The 17,282-nt window shown below is 64.8% G+C and carries 13 protein-coding genes; 7 read left to right on the top strand and 6 right to left on the bottom strand.

The genetic code is table 11. The features are described from left to right. Positions 1-52 precede the first annotated feature (52 nt). Entirely contained in the window at positions 53-1,141 is a 1,089-nt protein-coding gene (locus ACMHYJ_RS01370; RefSeq protein ID WP_414244400.1) for a linear amide C-N hydrolase, read from the top strand. A 48-nt stretch (positions 1,142-1,189) separates the two neighbouring features. Here the strand turns inward: ACMHYJ_RS01370 and ACMHYJ_RS01375 are convergent, their stop codons facing one another. The 4 genes from ACMHYJ_RS01375 to ACMHYJ_RS01390 form a co-directional block, all read right to left on the bottom strand. Beyond that, positions 1,190-3,097, bottom strand: coding sequence for an FAD-dependent monooxygenase (locus tag ACMHYJ_RS01375; RefSeq protein ID WP_414244401.1), 1,908 nt, complete (start codon positions 3,095-3,097; stop codon positions 1,190-1,192). Between the two features lie 130 nt (positions 3,098-3,227). Further along, on the bottom strand, positions 3,228-5,876 hold the full coding sequence (locus ACMHYJ_RS01380; protein ID WP_414244402.1) for an AAA family ATPase: 2,649 nt from the start codon (positions 5,874-5,876) through the stop codon (positions 3,228-3,230). Next, positions 5,873-6,991 (bottom strand): metallophosphoesterase family protein, encoded by a 1,119-nt coding sequence (locus ACMHYJ_RS01385; protein ID WP_414244403.1) that lies wholly within the window; start codon positions 6,989-6,991, stop codon positions 5,873-5,875. The genes ACMHYJ_RS01380 and ACMHYJ_RS01385 overlap by 4 nt, the downstream gene beginning before the upstream one ends. A gap of 67 nt (positions 6,992-7,058) precedes the next feature. Then, on the bottom strand, positions 7,059-9,275 hold the full coding sequence (locus ACMHYJ_RS01390) for a sulfatase-like hydrolase/transferase (protein ID WP_414244404.1): 2,217 nt from the start codon (positions 9,273-9,275) through the stop codon (positions 7,059-7,061). A gap of 377 nt (positions 9,276-9,652) precedes the next feature. Between ACMHYJ_RS01390 and ACMHYJ_RS01395 the strand changes: the two genes are divergently transcribed. Next, positions 9,653-12,112, top strand: coding sequence for a hypothetical protein (locus tag ACMHYJ_RS01395; RefSeq protein ID WP_414244405.1), 2,460 nt, complete (start codon positions 9,653-9,655; stop codon positions 12,110-12,112). 170 nt (positions 12,113-12,282) lie between these two features. Here the strand turns inward: ACMHYJ_RS01395 and ACMHYJ_RS01400 are convergent, their stop codons facing one another. After that, on the bottom strand, positions 12,283-12,636 hold the full coding sequence (locus ACMHYJ_RS01400) for a carboxymuconolactone decarboxylase family protein (protein ID WP_414244406.1): 354 nt from the start codon (positions 12,634-12,636) through the stop codon (positions 12,283-12,285). Positions 12,637-12,796: 160 nt separating this feature from the next. On the opposite strand from ACMHYJ_RS01400, the gene ACMHYJ_RS01405 reads away from it, so the two are divergent. The 4 genes from ACMHYJ_RS01405 to ACMHYJ_RS01420 all read left to right on the top strand — a co-directional run bounded on the left by ACMHYJ_RS01405 (position 12,797) and on the right by ACMHYJ_RS01420 (position 16,335). Further along, positions 12,797-13,108: an ArsR/SmtB family transcription factor gene (locus tag ACMHYJ_RS01405; RefSeq protein ID WP_414244407.1), complete on the top strand. Its 312-nt coding sequence runs from the start codon at positions 12,797-12,799 to the stop codon at positions 13,106-13,108. Positions 13,109-13,191: 83 nt separating this feature from the next. Further along, positions 13,192-13,383, top strand: coding sequence for a DUF2892 domain-containing protein (locus tag ACMHYJ_RS01410; RefSeq protein WP_414244408.1), 192 nt, complete (start codon positions 13,192-13,194; stop codon positions 13,381-13,383). A 12-nt stretch (positions 13,384-13,395) separates the two neighbouring features. Next, positions 13,396-14,346, top strand: coding sequence for a 4-hydroxyphenylacetate catabolism regulatory protein HpaA (gene hpaA / locus ACMHYJ_RS01415; RefSeq protein WP_414244409.1), 951 nt, complete (start codon positions 13,396-13,398; stop codon positions 14,344-14,346). Between the two features lie 60 nt (positions 14,347-14,406). Further along, positions 14,407-16,335: an FAD-dependent monooxygenase gene (locus tag ACMHYJ_RS01420; RefSeq protein WP_414244410.1), complete on the top strand. Its 1,929-nt coding sequence runs from the start codon at positions 14,407-14,409 to the stop codon at positions 16,333-16,335. Between the two features lie 64 nt (positions 16,336-16,399). Here ACMHYJ_RS01420 and ACMHYJ_RS01425 read toward each other — a convergent pair whose 3' ends face one another. Continuing rightward, positions 16,400-16,750: a Spx/MgsR family RNA polymerase-binding regulatory protein gene (locus tag ACMHYJ_RS01425; protein WP_414244411.1), complete on the bottom strand. Its 351-nt coding sequence runs from the start codon at positions 16,748-16,750 to the stop codon at positions 16,400-16,402. A 328-nt stretch (positions 16,751-17,078) separates the two neighbouring features. Between ACMHYJ_RS01425 and ACMHYJ_RS01430 the strand changes: the two genes are divergently transcribed. Beyond that, positions 17,079-17,279 (top strand): hypothetical protein, encoded by a 201-nt coding sequence (locus tag ACMHYJ_RS01430; protein ID WP_414244845.1) that lies wholly within the window; start codon positions 17,079-17,081, stop codon positions 17,277-17,279. Positions 17,280-17,282: the final 3 nt, after the last annotated feature.

Consider the following 17,282-nt stretch of genomic DNA (forward strand, 5'->3'; position numbering starts at 1 on the left):
TTCGGGCGGGCTGGTATCGTATCGGCACCGTATCCACAGGGAAACCCGCGCCATGTGTACTTCATTGCTATATGCTGACGCCCAGCGGCGCGCCTATCTGGGCCGCACGCTGGAACTCAGCCTGGAACTGCCTTACCAGATCGCCCGCTTTCCCCGGGGCGCCGAAATCCGCTCTGTGGTCGAAGGGCATCCGGGCCTGCAATGGCGCATGGATCACGCGGTCATCGCCGTGACCATGCCGGCGGCGATGCCCGCCCCCGGGGCGGCGTTTGCCCCGTCCGATCTGAAAATCATCGAAGGCGTCAACGACGCGGGCCTGGCCTGCAGCGTGCAGTCCTATCCGCAGGCGGGCGGGCCGCAGGCCCCGCTGGACCCCGCCCGGCAGGCGATTTCCGCCGCCGATATCGGCGCTTTCGTGCTGGGCCGATTCAGCACCGTGGCCCAGGTCAAGGCCGCCTTGGCGGACACCCAGATCGAACTGTCCCGCATCCCGATTCTGGGGGGGCTGCAGATGCCGTTTCATTATGGCGTGCACGATGCCGGCGGGGCCAGCCTGGTCATCGAATTCCACCGGGGGCAGTTGGCCGTCTACGACAACCCCGTGGGGGTGATGACCAACGCGCCGCAGTTTTCCTGGCACTTGACCAACCTGAACAACTACGCGTTTTTGTCCAATGTCGACCGTTCACGCGGGCGTTTTGCGGATTACGCCGTCGAGCAGCCCGGGTCGGGCATCGCCAAGGCCGGCTTGCCCGGCACGGATACCTCGGTCGATCGTTTCGTGCGGGCCGCATTCTATGCCCAGTTCGCCGAAAAACAAAGCGATCCCGATCTGGCCGTGCAGATGGTGGCCCACATCATGAACAATTTCGATCGGCCACGCGGGATCACCATTGATCCGCCCGGCGAGGGCAGCGGTCATTTGCAGGTGGCCGGCCACGACTTGAACACCATCCCCACCGAATTCACCAGCTGGACCAGCCTGACGGATCTCGACCGCCGGCGCCTGTACCTGCGCGGCGGCAGCGGCATGGGCTATACCTGCTTCGATCTCCCGTCCCAGGCGGCCAACCCCCGGTTCAGCGTTGCGCCCATGGCGCATCTGATGCCGTCCATGCCGCCGCCCGTCGATCTCGCCTGATCGCCGGGCGGGGATGCCGCCGGCCCGGGGGCCTGGGCTGGCGGCGGGCTACCGGGATGCCGGCCCCATCACGGTATCGAAGAACGCGCCGACGGCCTGGTGCGCGGTCAGGGGCAGCACATGGGCCACATACTGGTCGGGCCGCACGATGAGGATGACGCCCGCGCGGCTCAGGCCGCGTTCCGCGTAGATATCGCTGCCATCCCCGCCGGGCCCGCTGCTGGCGGCAAAGACTTTTTCGTAGTCCCGCAGCCCATAGGGGCCGACGACGGGCTTGAAGACCGCCGGCACCTGGTTGATGTTGATGGTATCGAAACGCTGCTGGTAGATGACTTTCGCGTCGACCCAGGCGTCCGAGTCGAGCGTGGACGGGGTGCGGACGATGGGGGAATGAGGGTCGGTGGCCAGCCAGTGGGCGAAGGCCGTCAAGGCCGAGTCTTCCCCGGGGGCGGCCTGGTCGGCAAAGGCGTACAGCCGCCAACGGCCGTCGGCCGGTGCCTGGTGGCCCAGCTGCAGGACGTTCATGTCGCACACCCGCACCACCGGCGATGATTTGAAGCGCTTGCCCACCGGGTAGCCAGTGGCCAGATCCTGGTGCTGCTGCCCGCCGGTAATCATGGATGGCGCGTACTGCGTCATGAAACCGCTGGGAAACTCGAAGGTTCTGACGTAGTATTTTTCGACTTCGGCGGGGTCTTTCAGCTGGTCGGGCGGGGTGGCCATCAGGGTGGACCATTCGCGGTCGAAGCGGATGAGCTCGCTGGCCACCACCTGGCGCTCGGCTGAGTAGGTGTCCAGCAGGCCGGCGGGGCTGCGGCCTTCCAGGACGTGGGCAATCTTCCAGGCGATGTTGAGGCCGTCCTGCATGGAGACATTCATGCCCTGGCCGGCCTTGGCGCTGTGGGTGTGGCAGGCGTCGCCGGTGATGAAGACGTGCGGGCTGCGGCGGCCGATGTCGGCCTCGTCCACGTCGTCGAAGCGGTCCGTCAGGCGGTGGGCGACTTCGTAGACGCTGAACCAGGCCACATGTTTGACATCCAGCGCATAGGGATGGATGATCTGGTTGGCCCGCGCAATGATGTCCTCGATGGGGGTGGCCCGGATGGTCTTGGCGTTTTTTTCGTCGATCACGCCCAGATCCACGTACATGCGAAACAGGTAGCCGCCTTCACGCGGGATCAGCAGGATATTGCCGCCATCATGCGACTGGATGGCGCATTTGGTGCGGATGTCCGGGAAATCGGTATTGGCCAGCACGTCCATCACCCCCCAGGCGTGCATGGATTCACTGCCCGACATGACCCGCCCGATGGCGTCGCGCACCTTGCTGTGGGCGCCGTCGCAGCCGATGACGTACTTGGCGCGCACGATGCGCGCCTGGCCTTCCTGGGCCAGGGCCGAGCCCCGCAGCTGGACTTCGACGGGGTATTCCTCGTCGGGGTGGATACGCAGGCCCAGGAACTGCCAGCCGAAGTCTATCTTGATCTTCGCCGGCGCATTCATCATGGCTTCCGCGAAATAATCCTGGATGCGCGCCTGGTTGACGATCAGGTGCGGAAATTCGCTGATCTGGTACGAGCCGTCGGCGGGCAGGCCGCTGCGCACGACGTGTTTTGGGTTGTGCGGGTCGGGGGTCCAGAAGGCCATGGCCGTGATGTGATAACCTTCCTGGATGACCCGTTCGGCAAAGCCGAAGGCCTGGAAGGTCTCGACCGAGCGCGACTGGATGCCGTCGGCGTGGCCCAGGTTCAGGCGTTCGCCCCGGCGTTCGATCAGGCGCGCCTGAATGCCGGGAAACTGCGCCAGCTGGGCGGCGGCGATGTGTCCGGCCGGCCCCGCCCCGACGATCAGAACATCCATGGTATCGGGCAGGGTGTCGGGGCGGTCGATCCCGGCGCCCGCGGCGGGCCGGATGCGGGGCTCGCCGGAAATATAGCCGTGGTGGTGAAATTGCATGGTTTTCCTCTGGTGCTGGGCGGCTTGCGGGCCGGCGGCCCGATTGCCGTGGGCCGTTCCTTTAAGTAGCTAATATATTAGCATTTAGTTAAAGATTCTAGCAATTGCGCTTCGCAAGAAAAATTCGGCTTTACCCTAGGGGCGTCAAGCCGCGCAGCGCCTCCATCCTGATGGCCGCCACGCCCAGGTCTTCCCAGTGCTCCGGCTGGCAGGTGAACAGCAGGATCTGGTGGCGCCGGGCCGCGTCGAACAGGATGCGCTTCATGTGGGACAGGCGCTGCGGATCGCTGTGCACCAGCGCGTCGTCCAGGATGATCAGAGTGGGCCGGCCCGCCGCCTGCAGCAGGTCGGCATAGGCCAGCCTGCTGATCAGGCCCAGTTGCTCGCGTGCCCCGTAGCTGAGGGCCAGATAGTCGTCGTGGGCTTCTCCGTCCCGGGCGGGACGGCTCAGTTGCCGGGGCAGCAGCGCGTCGTCCAGATCCAGGCGGGCGCGGGGAAACAACAGCGCCAGGTAGTGATCCAGGTGCCGCTGCAAGGGGGCCTGGATGCGCTGCGTCAGGGCGCGGCGCTTGTCGTTCAGCAGGCCCAGCAAGCGATCCAGGGCGGCGGCATGGCGCTGGTAGGCGTCGCAGCGCTGCCGGCCGTGCCGCAGCCGCAAGGCCACCTCGGCGCGCTGTTCCTCCAGCCCGTGGGCGCCCAGGGCATCCAGCGTGCTTTGCAGCCGGGCGATGTCCAGGGTGCGCGCTTGGGCTTCTTTTTCCAGGATGTCCGCTGTGGCGCCCAGGCGCTGGATGTCCTGGCGCAGGATGTCGGGCCGCGCCGCGTCGATTGTCCGCTGCCGCTCGTCCAGCGCCTGCTGCAGCAGGGGGTCTTGCGCGCGCAGCGCCAGCAGTTGCTGCTGCCATTCGGCGGTCTGGCGCCGGTGATCCGGCGCTTGCAGCGCGTCGTGCAGCCGCTGCCATTCCCCTTGCGCGCTGGCGGCGGCCTGCCGGGCCAGGCTGTGCGCTTTCTCGAATTCTCCCTGCTGCTGCTCGGCGGCCCGCAGTGCCGTCTGGGCATGTATTTGCCGGCTTTCCGCCTCGGCCAGGCCGATATCGTCCGGGCCGGGCGAGGGCAGGTCGGCCAGTTGCCCGCGCAGGGCTTGCTGCCGTTGAACCCCCAGGGCCTGCTGGGTGGCCAGTTCGTCCACGCCTTGCGGCGCCAGGTTTTTCAGCAGCAATTCGTGGCGGCCGATGGTTTCCTGTTGGGCGCGGCGTTGTTCGGCCTGGGTTTCGGCGTGCGCCAGACTGTTTGCTTGCAAGGCGTCCAGGGCGGCTTGATAGCGGTCTTGCGCGGCCTGGCTGCGGCGCGCCAGATCGGCGATGTCCGCGCCGCCGGGCCGCAGGTGCAAGGTGCCGACGCCGGGGATGCGGATTTCGGCGGGGGCGATCAGTCGGCGCTCGCCCTGGCCCGCCAGGGTCTCGTCGCCCAACTGGAGATGCTGCGCGGGCAGCAGGTCGAAGCGCAGTTGCGTGGCCATCGCCTGCCGGGCGATGTCGATAGTGTTGAGATCTTGGTGGATGTCGCGCAGTTGCTTCAAGGCGTCCGGGCCGACGGGGTTGGCCTGCACCTGGCCGCGCAGCGCCAGCAACTGCGCCTGCAGCGTGCGCGCCTGATCCAGCCGCCCGGCCAGCGCCGCCAGATCCTGATCCAGTTGGGCCAGTTCGCGGCGCACCACGTGGTGCTGTTCGCGTCGGCGCATCCGGTGCAGCGTGTCGCTGGCCGCCCGGTAGTCGGCCTGGGCCTGGTTCAGCCGGCGCGCAACCTGCGGCCGACGGGCTTCCAGGTCGTCCAGGGCAGCGCTGGCCCGCTGCCGTTCACGCGCCCGGTGATCCAGATCGGCCTGCCGCTGGGCGCAGGCCGCCAGTTGGTCGTGGTACAGGGCTTGTTTGTCCCGGTTGTCCCGCAGCGCCTGGTGCTCGCGCTGCTGCGCTTGTTCAAGACCTTGTACGGCGGCCAGTTCGGCCTCGGCCCGGGCCGCCGCCTCGCGGTAGCCCCGCCAGGGGCGGGCCGCGTCGCCCGCCTGCTGATTCAGCAGTTCGCCCAGGCGGTCGACTTGCGCCTGGTAGGCGGCGATGGATTGATCCAGGCTTGCCAACTGGGCTTCGTCGTCGGCGCATTGCTGCCTGGCTTCGGCATAGGCCCCGGTGGGCCGCCCCGTGCCGGTCAGGATGCGGGCGCGCTCTTGCGTCACCGCGCCGATCAGGGCTTCGCCCGCGGAACTGGCCACTTCACCCAGACTGCGTCCCAGGGCGGATTTCAGGTAGTCCGCCGCATGGCCGACGGCTTCGTGAAGATCCTGGCCCGTGCCTTGCTCGATCCACAGCAGGCCGGGTATGCCCCAGTGTTCGGCCCGGCTGGCCCCGCGCGCGGCGAAGCGGTAGCCCAGCAGTTCGGCCAGCTTGTCTTCCGCCTCGTCGCCGTCGAAGCGCTCGCCGTCGATGCTGAGGTCGCAGCGCTTTTGCTTTAAAAAGCGCTTGTGCAAAGACCAGTGCCGGCCTTGCCAGTCGAAATCCAGCTGGATGCTGGGCGCGGCGGAAGAATCCCCCCAGGGCCGCAGGTCGTCCACCATGCTGGATTTGTGCCGCTCGAAAAAGGCGGCGCGAATCGCCTGAACCAGCGTGCTTTTGCCGGATTCGTTGGGACCGGCGAACAAATTGATGCCGGGGGCCAGGGGGCCGACTTCCAGCGGCCCGCGAAATTGGCGCAGCTGTTCGATGCGAATGCGCAGAAGCCTCATGGCTGGGCGTCCGTCTGAGCGCGCAGCAGCCGGGACAGAATGACCAGGGCGTCCCGGGCGGTCTGGCCCTCGGGGCCGTCCTGCTGGCCTTGCAGTTCGTCGATGACTTCGCCCAGATAGCCGTCGGCCTGCAGGGCGGCGATGTCTTGCGCCGACGGGGTCAGGCGCAGCCTGTCGAGGTCGGCCTGCAGGCTGCGGCAGCGCCCTTGGGTGACGGACAGGGCCTGCTGCAGGCGGGTTTCCTCCGCCAGATCGATGTGGCCGGAGATTGCCAGGTCGAGGACGGTGTGGCCGGGCAGTTGCCGCAGGCGCGCGATCAGCTGATCCAGGTCGGTGGCCAGCGCGAGTTCGACGTCCCAGTGTTCCCAGCGATATTGGCTGGTCGGGCGCGGGGTGACCTGCGGGAGACCTGAGTCGCCGGGCAGGTCGACCAGCAGGACGTGACCCGCGCCATTGTCCTTGAAGCGTTCTTGTTCGGGCGTGCCACTGTACCAGGTGCGGGGGCCGGCCTGCTTCAGGCCGTGCCAGTCGCCCAGCGCCAGGTAATCGAGCCGGGCGCGCTCCGCCCGGTCCGCCGCGATCGGGTTGGATGTATCCGCCGCCTCGGCCAGCAGCCCCTGCACGCTGCCGTGGGCCAGCCCGATGCGCCGCAGGCCGGGCGTAGTCCGGGCGGTGTCGAACCATTCGGTCAGGTCGTGGCGGGTCTGGCGCTGGGTGAGGGGCGCGGCGAGGATCGCCAGGCCGACGTTGGGGAGCTCCAGGGTATCGGGCCGCAGCAGCACATGGACATGGGGCGGGATCGCCGCCAGCCGCCGGGCGCGGCTCCAGACGCTTTCGGCCAGCGCGGCATCGTGGTTGCCGGGGATCAGCACCCAGGGGCCGGGGTAGCCCTGCAGGGCATTGAACAGGCGCCGGATGGTGCGATCCGATACCGTTTGCGCATCGAACACGTCGCCCGCCACCAGAACAGCGTCCACCCGGGCCTCGGCGGCCAGCGCCGCGATGCGCTGGATCGTGGAAAAGCGCGCATCGGCCAGCACGGCGGCGTCTTCGGGGGCAAACCGCCCGTATTGGCGGCCAATCTGCCAGTCGGCGGTGTGCAGGATTCTGGGCATGGCGTCTGGCGGCGCGGGCGCAATCGGTATACGGGAAAGCGTCAGTATACCGATTGCGCGCGAAGCGTCAGCGCAGCGTGTAGGTTCGCTGGCAGGCCTTGTTCAAGTGGGCCAGGATGACCGCTTCATCCTGGCTGTCGGTGATGCCGTCGCGGTACTGCGGGGTCGGGAAGTCGTAGACGCTGGACTGCCCCCAGTCGCGCGCGATCTGCCGCCAGTTGTCCAGATCTTGCGCATCGACCACGCCGTCCAGGTTGCCGTCGCCCGGGCAGGGCGGGTTGGATGCCAGCATGGCGTCCAGCTTGTCGCGCAAGTCCTGGCGGATGGCTTCCAGGCCGGGATCCGAGGTGGGCAGCAGATTGCGCTCCGCAGTATCCAGCAGCGGCACCGGGGCGGCCTGGTTGACTTCGTACAGTTCTTCGCTGCTGAATTCCTTTTGGCTGTCGGTCGCCGGGTCGTAGTCCACGCTGGTGTTGACCACCAGCTTGTAGCGTTCGTTGCGGATCGCCACGGAGGATTCGGGCACCAGGACGAGCGCGCTTTGGGGCGGATCGGCCTTGTAGCGCGCCTCGTTGACGTCGGCGCAGGTGGCGTAGCCCGCGCCCGGCGGATTGGTGGGGATCACCGAGGGGTCGTCGTAGCCCTCGCCCCAGTAGATGCCCATATTGTCTTCGCACACGCTTTTCGAGGTTGGGATCACGGTGCAGGCCGTGCTCATGACGCAAGGGCCGTTGCGCCCGCCGTTGGCCTGTTCATTCAGCCCCCCCATGGTGAAGTTGATGGTGCGCAGGCTGCTCTGGGCCGGGTCGGTCAGGTAGGGCAGGATGCCGACTGAATCAATGGTGTGCGGCACTTCCCGCTGGGCATCCAGGCCGGCCAGTTCGCCGAAGAACTGGTACAGATCGACCGTGTTGACCATATGGTCGACTTCGCGGTCGGGCTGCGCCACCTGCGGCCCGGCGATGATCAGCGGATCCCAGACGCCAGTCTGGTAGGCCGTGCCCTTGGCCCGCGTGAGATCGAAAGGCAGCTTCACGGCGGATGCCAGGGAACCATTGTCGCCGACGATCACGATCACGGTGTTGCTGGCTTCGGGCTTGTAGTCCAGGCTGCCGTCTTTTTTGCGGGTGGCCAGGCCGGTTTCCACCAGCAGGCGGCCGAATTCGGTGTCCAGGGCCTCTGTCATGCGATCCTGGATGATGCGCTGATCCAGCGCCCCGCGGTCGCTGCCGTCGGCTGTGCAACTGAGCGCATCCAGGGGGCTGGCGCCGCCGGGCGCCAGAGGCACCAGTTTTTTCGGGGGCTGCTGCCAGGGCGTATGGGCGGCGCTGTAGCTGACCGTGGCCATCCAGGGCTTGCCGGCGGGGCGGGCGTTGATCCAGCGGATGGCGGCGTCGGTTTCGATGGTGGTGCGATAGCCCCGGGCGCGCGGGTCGGACAGCGGGACGGCCTCGGTGACGCCCTGGTCGATGATGACCAGCGGCGAGACATAGTAGGCGTTTTCGATATTGAAATCCAGGTACGACGGCATGGCGCCGCAGCTGGCGTTGGGGACGAGCAGGCCCCCGGCGGCGATGCACTGCAGGCCGGCCGCGTCTTGATCCGCCGAGGTCTGCGTCATGACGGCGCAACTGCCGTCGGCCTGGTAGCAGGCCCCGCTTTTGGCCCCGCCCGCGACCCGTTCGCCGGGGATGAAGCCGCACATGCGGGTGCCCGCCTTGTCGTAGCCGCCCACCGTCCGGTCGTTCGACCCGGGCAGTCCGCCGATCCAGCCGTAGAAATAATCCCAGCCCAGCACGCTGGGCGTGGCGTTTTCGGCCTGGTTGTTTTCCGGTCCGCCCAAGTGGAATTTACCGAACATCGCGCTTTCATAGCCCGCTCGCTTCAGCAGCTTGGGCGTGGTGATGTCGTAGGGCGACACTTGGGACGTGGCCAGATCGCGGGGGCCGATGGCCTGGTTGATGCCGGTGCGCAGCGGATATCGGCCCAGGAACATGGCGGCCCGGCCCGGCGAGCACTCGGGCATGGACCAGGTGTTGCGAAACCGCACCCCGGCCTGGGCGACGGCATTGATGTTGGGCAGGATCGGCCACATATCGCCGCCGTAGCCGAAGACCTTCATCTGGTCGATGCCGACGTCGTCCATGATGACGAACAGGATATTGGGCGCTTGCGCCACGGGCTGGTCGGGGGTGCCGCCATCGCCGCCGCCGCTGTTGTCGCAGCCGGCCAGCGCCAGCATGGCCAGACTCGCCGCGCATAGGGCGGGAATATTTTTCTTCAAGGGTTTCTCCGGTATGTGCGGCCTTCGGGCGCAGGGTGCGGGCCGTTGCTCGTTTCGCTAAAACGTACCAGATTTTTCTTGAGGTGTGAAGTTTATTTTCATGCCCCGGTGCTGTCGCGCGATCCTGGGCAGGGGTTTTCCTGGACGGGGTTTTCAATGGCCGGCCCGGATTGCTGTGTTCGTGGAAAAAACAAGCAGGTACAATTTATGCATAAACAATTTGCGCATCATACAAAGACAACCGGCAAAGCCCGACTTGAATCAAGCTTCAACCCAGCTTGATTCAAGTTTGATTCACATGGCGAGCAGGCTGCCCGAGCGGCCCTTGGTGGCCTGGTTTGCCCGCTGCGGCCTTGCCCGACCCGGAGACCGTATTCATGGCATACAACCTGTTCAACGAAGACTATTACCTGACCTATAACCCGGATGTGGCCGCCGCCATTCTGCAGGGCAATGGCCTGACCGCCGAGCAGCATTTCAATCTATTCGGCAATGCCGAAGGCCGCGCCCCCGGCCCCTTGTTCGACCCGCAATATTATCTGTCGGCCAACCCGGACGTGGCCGACGCCGTGCTGGCCGGCCTGATCACCGCGTATGATCATTTTCTGCTGTACGGCATCCCGGAAGACCGTTCGCCGCTGATTGTTTTCGACCCCGACTATTATCTGGCCTTGAATCCCGACGTGGCCGCCGCGCTGGGCGCGGATTTGAATGCGGTGCAGCATTTTTTGCAGTACGGCAGCACTGAAACCCGCGCCATCTCGCCCTTCATCGACCTGGCCGCATATCTGGCGGCCAACCCCGATGTAGCGGGCGCGGTGGCCGCCGGGCAGATGACCGCGCTGCAGCACCTGATGAACTACGGTGTGCTGGAAAGCCGCGACCTGGGCAACGGCATCGACCTGGCCATTTTCCAGAATGATGCGTCGTTCATGGATGCGTTGAGCGCGGGCAATTACGACCTGGCGTTGGCGCGCATGGCGCAGATCGCCCCTTTTCTGCCCGATTTTCAGCCGCCCGACGGCTGGACGCCCGCGCCCGACACGCCGATTCCCGTGGATTTCGTGCCGCCCGAGGGCTCCAAGCTGGTGGTGCCGCCCGGGGTGGTGGTGCCGGATGATTTGCTGCCGCTGCCCGACACGTTCGAGTCGGATCATGCCGGCGGGGGTGGGAGCGGCGGTGGCGGGGGTGGCCCCGCCTTTACCGTGACGGACGACGGCGGCGGCCTCCATACCCTGGGTGTCTTGAACGGCGACGTCGTGATCACCGTGGACGGCGACGACTATGTCTTTACGCCGGCCACGGGGGCGGCGGTTCGCGTGCCGGTGGATGACGTGGACGGCCTGATCGTCAACGACATCACCCTGTCCGGCCTGGGGCCGGTGATCAGCGGCATGCAGATCACCGGCACGGGCGGCGTTGTGGTCAATCGGCTGCAGGATCAGCACGATGACGCGGGCAATATGAACGCGGACTTGAGTGGCCTCAGCACCGTTCAGGTTGATGCATACTACGATATTGCCGGTGGCTCGACCCTCAGCCAGGATATCAGGCTGGGCACGGCTTCGGTCTGGGTCGAGAACTCGACGGGGGAGGGCGACCTGAGAGCCTATAGAAAAGCGGACTCGTTAGACTTTGGAGCGTCATCGCTGCACCTTGCCGATAATGTCGAATTGATTGCTTTCGGCTACCAGCTTGAGGGCGCCCAGATCCAGGGGCAAGGCAAGGTGAGTGTCAGCCGCTTGTCGGCTGATTCAGATTTTTCCGGCCTGGCGGATTCTCTGATCGTCACAGCGACAGTCAGTTCGGGTAGCTCGGATGTCACCCTGAATCCGACATTGGCTGTGGTTGACCTGTTTTCTGTCCAGTCAGCCGCAACCTTGACGTTGACGGCTGATCAGGCGGACGGCCGGCCGATTGCCGGCAAAGGCGAAGTCACAATCCTGGGGGCCGCTGGCGACCAGATACTGACCGTTAAGACGACTGGTGAGGGCCTAAGCAAAGGCACCAACTTCATCGCCGGCGGCCTCGGGGCCGACCAGATCACCCTGGGCGATGGCGAGGACATCGTGATCGTCGGCGGGGCCAGGCCGGCCGTCGCGCAGGAAACCACCTTGAGTTTCAATACCAGCGCGCTTGGATATGATGTCCTCGAACCGCTAACTGTCACCATTGAGGCTGGTGGTCTGGGCCCCGTCACGATCAGCAGCTCGATTGCTCCACTCAGTATGGAAGGCAGCCTTGCTAATTTGGCGGCAGCGATCAACGCGTCCACCGCGCTGGCGGGCGTGATAGAACCCGTGGATGACGCCGCCGATTTTTCCGGCGGCCAGCTCACCCTGGTCGCCGCGGAGGACGGATTGGCTGGGGCCTTCAGTGTGACGTCATCGGCCAGTCAGCTTGAGGCAATCGAGATCACCCAATGCCCGAAGGACGCCCGGGACGTGTCGGAATCTCCGGCCATCGACCATGGCTGGGATGTGATTACCGGGTTTACGGTAGGCCAGGACTACCTCCAGCTGGAGGACGGCTATACCGTGGTCAAGACGGGCAGCATTACGGTTGGCGCCGACTCGCATGCGATCAGTAGTGCGGGCATTGTGGCCGACACCAGCAGTATCGGGGAACTGGACACGGTCCTGCAGGCCCTGGCCGACCAATTGACCGCCACCAGCCAGGCCACCGTGGCGTTTGAGCACGGTGGCCATACCTATGTGTTTCAAAGCGACGGCGTCGGCGGCCTGACGACGGCCGACACGCTGATTCAGCTGGCCGGTGTAACGGATTTGGACGACCTGGACGGGATCCTGGGTTCCTCACTGCCGCCGCCCCCCTGATTCGTCCGAGTCGACCTTTTCGTCAGCCGAACGGCGGACGTTCCGGCTGTCGATGACGCTTGGAGCGGGCGGCAACGGCCCGGCCTGATGTCGCCCAGGCCGTTGCCGCCGTCGCTGCTGGTGCCGCTGTCGCTGCTTGTATCTCCGTTGCCGCTGGCAGCCGTTGCCGCCTATGCCGTTGCCGGCGTGGCGAATTCGTCGAATGCGGCCACCGCATTGGCCGCGTACATGGCCACGGGCCCACCGCCCATGTAGATGGCCACGCCCAGGGCTTCGTGCACTTCTTCGGGGGTGGCCCCCAGGCGAACCAGGGCCTTGGTGTGAAACCCGATGCAGCCGTCGCAGCGCGCCGCCACCCCCAGGGCCAGCGCGATGAGTTCCTTGGTTTTCGGGTCCAGCGCGCCGCCGGCCAGGGCGGCCCTGCCCAGGTCGCTGAAGCTTTTCATGACCGGGGCCTGAGTCTTGCGCAACTGCGCAAGGTGGCTGGAGATTTCTTGCGTTATGGCTTGGTACGGTTTGGTCATTGCCGGGTTCCTTTGTGATGGTGGTTGCCCGCCGCCGCAGGGCGGCTTGGGCTGGTGGTATGGATTGCCTGCGTGGGTGATGCTGTGCTGTGTATTGTCCATTAATTAAGAATATGCTAAATTAGATTTAACTAAATTACAAGACAGAACACCGGGATTCATGACACACGCTTTATCCGATCTAGAACGCCTGCAAGACAGTGCCGCCCAGGCGGCGGCCTTGCTGCACGCGGTCGGCAATCCGCACCGGCTGCTGGTGCTGTGCCTGCTGCTGGCCGAGGACGAAATGACTGTCGGCGCGTTGAACAAGATGGTCGATCTCAGCCCATCGGCGTTATCGCAGCATCTGGCCAAAATGCGCGACGAGGGCCTGGTCACCTACCGGCGCGAGGCGCAGACGCTGTATTACCGCATTGACAACCCCAACGTGGCCAAGCTGATCGGCACGCTGAAAGATATTTTTTGCCCTTGAATGGGCGCCTGGCAGTACGTCGGCTGGCAAGCGGCGGGTATTCCGGGGGCGCATCGGGGGGCTTTCATCACAGGAGAAAACGGATGAAATCCAACTTAGGTGGTTTAGATCGTGGGTTGCGCGTGGCGCTGGGCGTGGTGTTGATCGCCCTGGCCGCCACCGGAACCGTGGGCTGGTGGGGCTGGGTGGGGGTGATCCCGTTGGTGACCGGGCTGGCGGGCTTTTGCCCCCTGTACCGGCTGCTGGGGTTCAGCAGCTGCCCGTTGAAGAAATAGGGTTTGGGCCGCGTGGTGTCCGGGCAACCGCTTGCCGGTATCCCGGTTCTCGACCTTGGGCAAGCCTACGACCAGCGCTACGCCGATGCCGACTTTCACTATGATGGCCATGGCCGCCTCTCTGAATTCTTTGGCCGCAGCGTGGCGGTGCATCGTCATGACCGCTACTTCCAGCTCCATTACATCCACAACGGGCATGTCCATCTTTACCTGGACGATCGCCCATATCGCCTGGAAGGGCCGTTGTGTTTCCTCACGCCGCCTGGCGTCCCCCACGCCTTCGTCACCGATGCCGCCAGCGAAGGCCAGGTTGTCACTGTGCGCCAGCAACTGGTCTGGCAACTGTTCGAAGGCGAACCCGTTCTGTCCCCCCGGCTGAACCAGCCGCTGTGCGTCAGCCTGGGCGAGCAGCGGGACGAGGCCGCCCGCGTTGCGGCGCACCTGGCGCCCCTGTTCCAGCAGGTGGCCGACGAATTCGCCAGCCGGCGCGATGGCCGTGAGGCCAACCTCCTGGCCTTGCTGCGATTGATCCTGTCCAAACTGCTGTATCTGGCCGAATGGCCGCAGCGCGACAGCCTGGCACCGGCCCATGACCTGCTGCAGTTTCACCGTTTCAACCAGCTGGTGGAAGCCTGCTACATCGAACACTGGCCATTGCGCCGCTATGCCGACGCGCTGGGCCTGACCACCGCGCGGCTCAACCTGATTTGCCGGCGCCTGGCGGGCATATCGTCCAAGCAGCTGATTTTCGAGCGCCAGTTGCAGGAAGCCAAACGCCTGCTGCTGCACAGCGGCCAGTCGGTCAACCAGATATGCTTCGCCCTGGGCTTTCGTGATCCAGCCTACTTCTCCCGATTTTTCAGCCGCCATGTCGGCATGCCGCCGACCGACTACCGGGCGCGGCGGCGGGCCACAGCAGAACCTTGCGAAAAGTACAAGCTTAACGACGAAAACTGCATTTAGCGGTTCGCCGCCGTGCCCTACCATGTTGCTTCCAACAACGGGAGACAAGGAAGCTGATCCATGCAATACCATTTGAACGGTTTCAAACCCGGCAATTATCAGGTGTCCGACGAGGCGCGTGAGCCCGCACTGCCGCCGCCGCTGCTTGATCTGCCGAAAGCGGTCGATGTGCTGATCGTCGGCTGCGGCCCGGCGGGCCTGGCGCTGGCGCGGCAATTGGCGGACTTCGCCGATATCAAGACCTGCATCGTCGAGCAGAAGCCCGGGCCGATGCTGTTCGGTCAGGCGGATGGGATTTCCTGCCGCACCATGGAAATCATGGAAGCCTTCAACAGCAGCGAACGGCTGGTGAAGGAAGCCTATCCGTTGCACCAGAATGCCTTCTGGGAACCGGATGCGCAGAATCCGCAGCGGATCAAGCGCGCGCACAAAGTGGCGGATGCGCGGCTGGGGCTGTCCGAGTTCACCCACGGGGTGGTCAACCAGGCGCGCTTGCACGACATCCTGCTCGATGGCATGGCGCATTCCGTCACGCATCTGGTGCCGCATTACAACCGCCGCCTGCTGGAATTGACGGTGGATCGGGACTTGACCCAGGATTTGCAGGCATATCCCATCACCGCGATCTTCGAGCGCAACGATGCCGGCCAATCCAGCAAGGTTGAAACCATCCAGGCCCGCTATGTGGTGGGGTGCGATGGCGCCCGCAGCGCGGTGCGCAAGTGCCTCGGAATCGAATTGCAAGGCGACTCGGCCAACAAAGCCTGGGGCGTGATGGATGTGCTGCTGGTGACGGATTTCCCGGATATTCGGGTAAAGAGCTTCATCCAGTCGAAGGATCACGGCGCGGTGATGGTGGTGCCGCGCGAGGGCGGCTATCTGGTTCGTCTGTACGTCGAACTCGACCTGTTGGGCAAGGATCAGCGCGCTTCTCAGCTGGAACTGGGTGTCGATGACCTGATCGCCAGGGCCCAGCGGATCATGAATCCGTATCAGTTGGCGGTCAAGGAGGTCGCTTGGTGGTCCATTTATGAAGTTGGACAGCGCGTGGCCGAGCGTTTTGACGACGTCCCGGCGGGCAGTCCGGGCGATCTGATCCCCCGCGCCTTTGTCGCGGGCGACGCCTGCCACACGCACAGTCCGAAAGGGGGATGGGGCCTGAATACCTCGCTGCCCGACACCTTTAATCTGGGTTGGAAATTGGCGGCGGTGCTGCGGGGAAAATCGCACCCGAAATTGCTGCGGACATACGCGGCCGAGCGCCGCAAGGTGGCTTTCATGCTGATCGACGCGGATCGAGAAATGTCGGCGCTGGTCGCCACGCGCCCCAGCGCCGGCAAAGACGCCGCATCGGCGAAAACCGGCACCGCCGAGATTGAACACTTCATCGCCCGCCAGAACGGATTCATCGCCGGCACCTCGATTGGCTATGACGAGTCCTGGCTGTGCGCGGGGCACCGGCATCAGGCCTTGGCGGATGGGCTCCCGGTCGGGCAGCGCTTTCGTTCCGCGCAGGCCGTGCGCGTGGCGGATGGGTGTCCGGTGCCACTGGGGCACCTGAACAAGGCGGATGGCCGCTGGCGGATATTCATTTTCGGCGATGCGCGCAGCCCGTTGGACGCCGCCTCGAAGTCGGCGCGGTTGATCGCGTTCCTGGCGGATGCGGAGACCTCGCCGGTGAGGCAATATACCCCGGCCGGGGCGGACATCGACTCGGTGATTGATGTCTATGCCGTCTTTCAGCAGCAAGATCTGGCCATCGAGCAGATGCCGGATTTCCTCTGGCCCGCAAAAGGAAAATACGGCCTGCGCGATTACGAAAAGGTTTTCCAGACAAACGAGACCTACGACGTTTTTGAACAGTATGGCGTCGATCGCGCGCAGGGCTGCATGGTGGTGGTGCGCCCCGATCAGCACATCGCCAATCTTTTGCCGCTGGATGACCATGCCGCGTTGAGCCGGTTTTTTGAGGCATTCATGCTGAAATAGGCCAGCGGGATTTGCGCCCCGTTTTTTCGACGGCATCGGCGAGGGCTTGCGCGGCCCGCCGCGCTCAACGCCCGAAAATCGTTGCGTAGCGCTCGGGCTTGAAACCGACCTCGATGCCGTGCGGCGTCGCCAGCACCGGGCGCTTGATCATCGTCGGCTCCGCGGCCATCAAGTCGATCGCTCTGGCTTCATCCAGACCGTCGCGTGCCACTTCGGGCAGGGCGCGAAATGTCTTGCTCGCCTTGTTCAGCACCTTGTCGAGCCCTGCTTCGGCAACCCACGCGGCGACCTCGGCGCGGGTGATGCCCGCGACGCGATAATCGTGGAATGTGAAATCAACACCCTGCATACCAAGCCACGCAAAGGCCTTCTTCATTGTGTCGCAGTGCTTGATGCCGTAGATGGTAACCGTCATGCCGGGTTGCTCATTGATGTCGGATTGTTCATCTTTTGGAGTGTAGACCTTTTTGGGCAGTTTACGTCGACAGCACGCCCGGCGCTTGCCGTCAACGAACTGATCGAGGCCCGTGGGCCGAAACAGCGCGAAGCTGCGGAAGTGCTGGGGGTCTGGTAGCCAAAGTTTGTCTGCGTTGAAAAACTACCGCCAAGCCCAAGGCGGTAAATGTGATTTGATATCTGATGCGCTACACGATGCAATCAATCATGATAAAGACATCCCGGTATAAAGGATTGAAAGCCTTTTTTGAACAAGGATTCGTTGCGGGTAGCGGAACAAACTGCTCATGACATTTGGCAGGCTGAACAAAAAATCAAGGCCGCGCCGCTGCATGTTCAGCCTGCGCCCGCATTGCGTGATCTATCGCCCGGAGGCCGACGACCAGCGCGCAGCCGGTGTCTACCGGCGTAATGTCATGCTCGCTGGTGGGCGCGACGCGATGCTGAATGACGGCATAGGGTTCTCGCTCGGCGCTGGTGCCGTGTAAGCC

Origin of the sequence: Castellaniella hirudinis (assembly GCF_047468865.1) — a bacterium.
Lineage (GTDB): Bacteria > Pseudomonadota > Gammaproteobacteria > Burkholderiales > Burkholderiaceae_B > Castellaniella > Castellaniella hirudinis_A.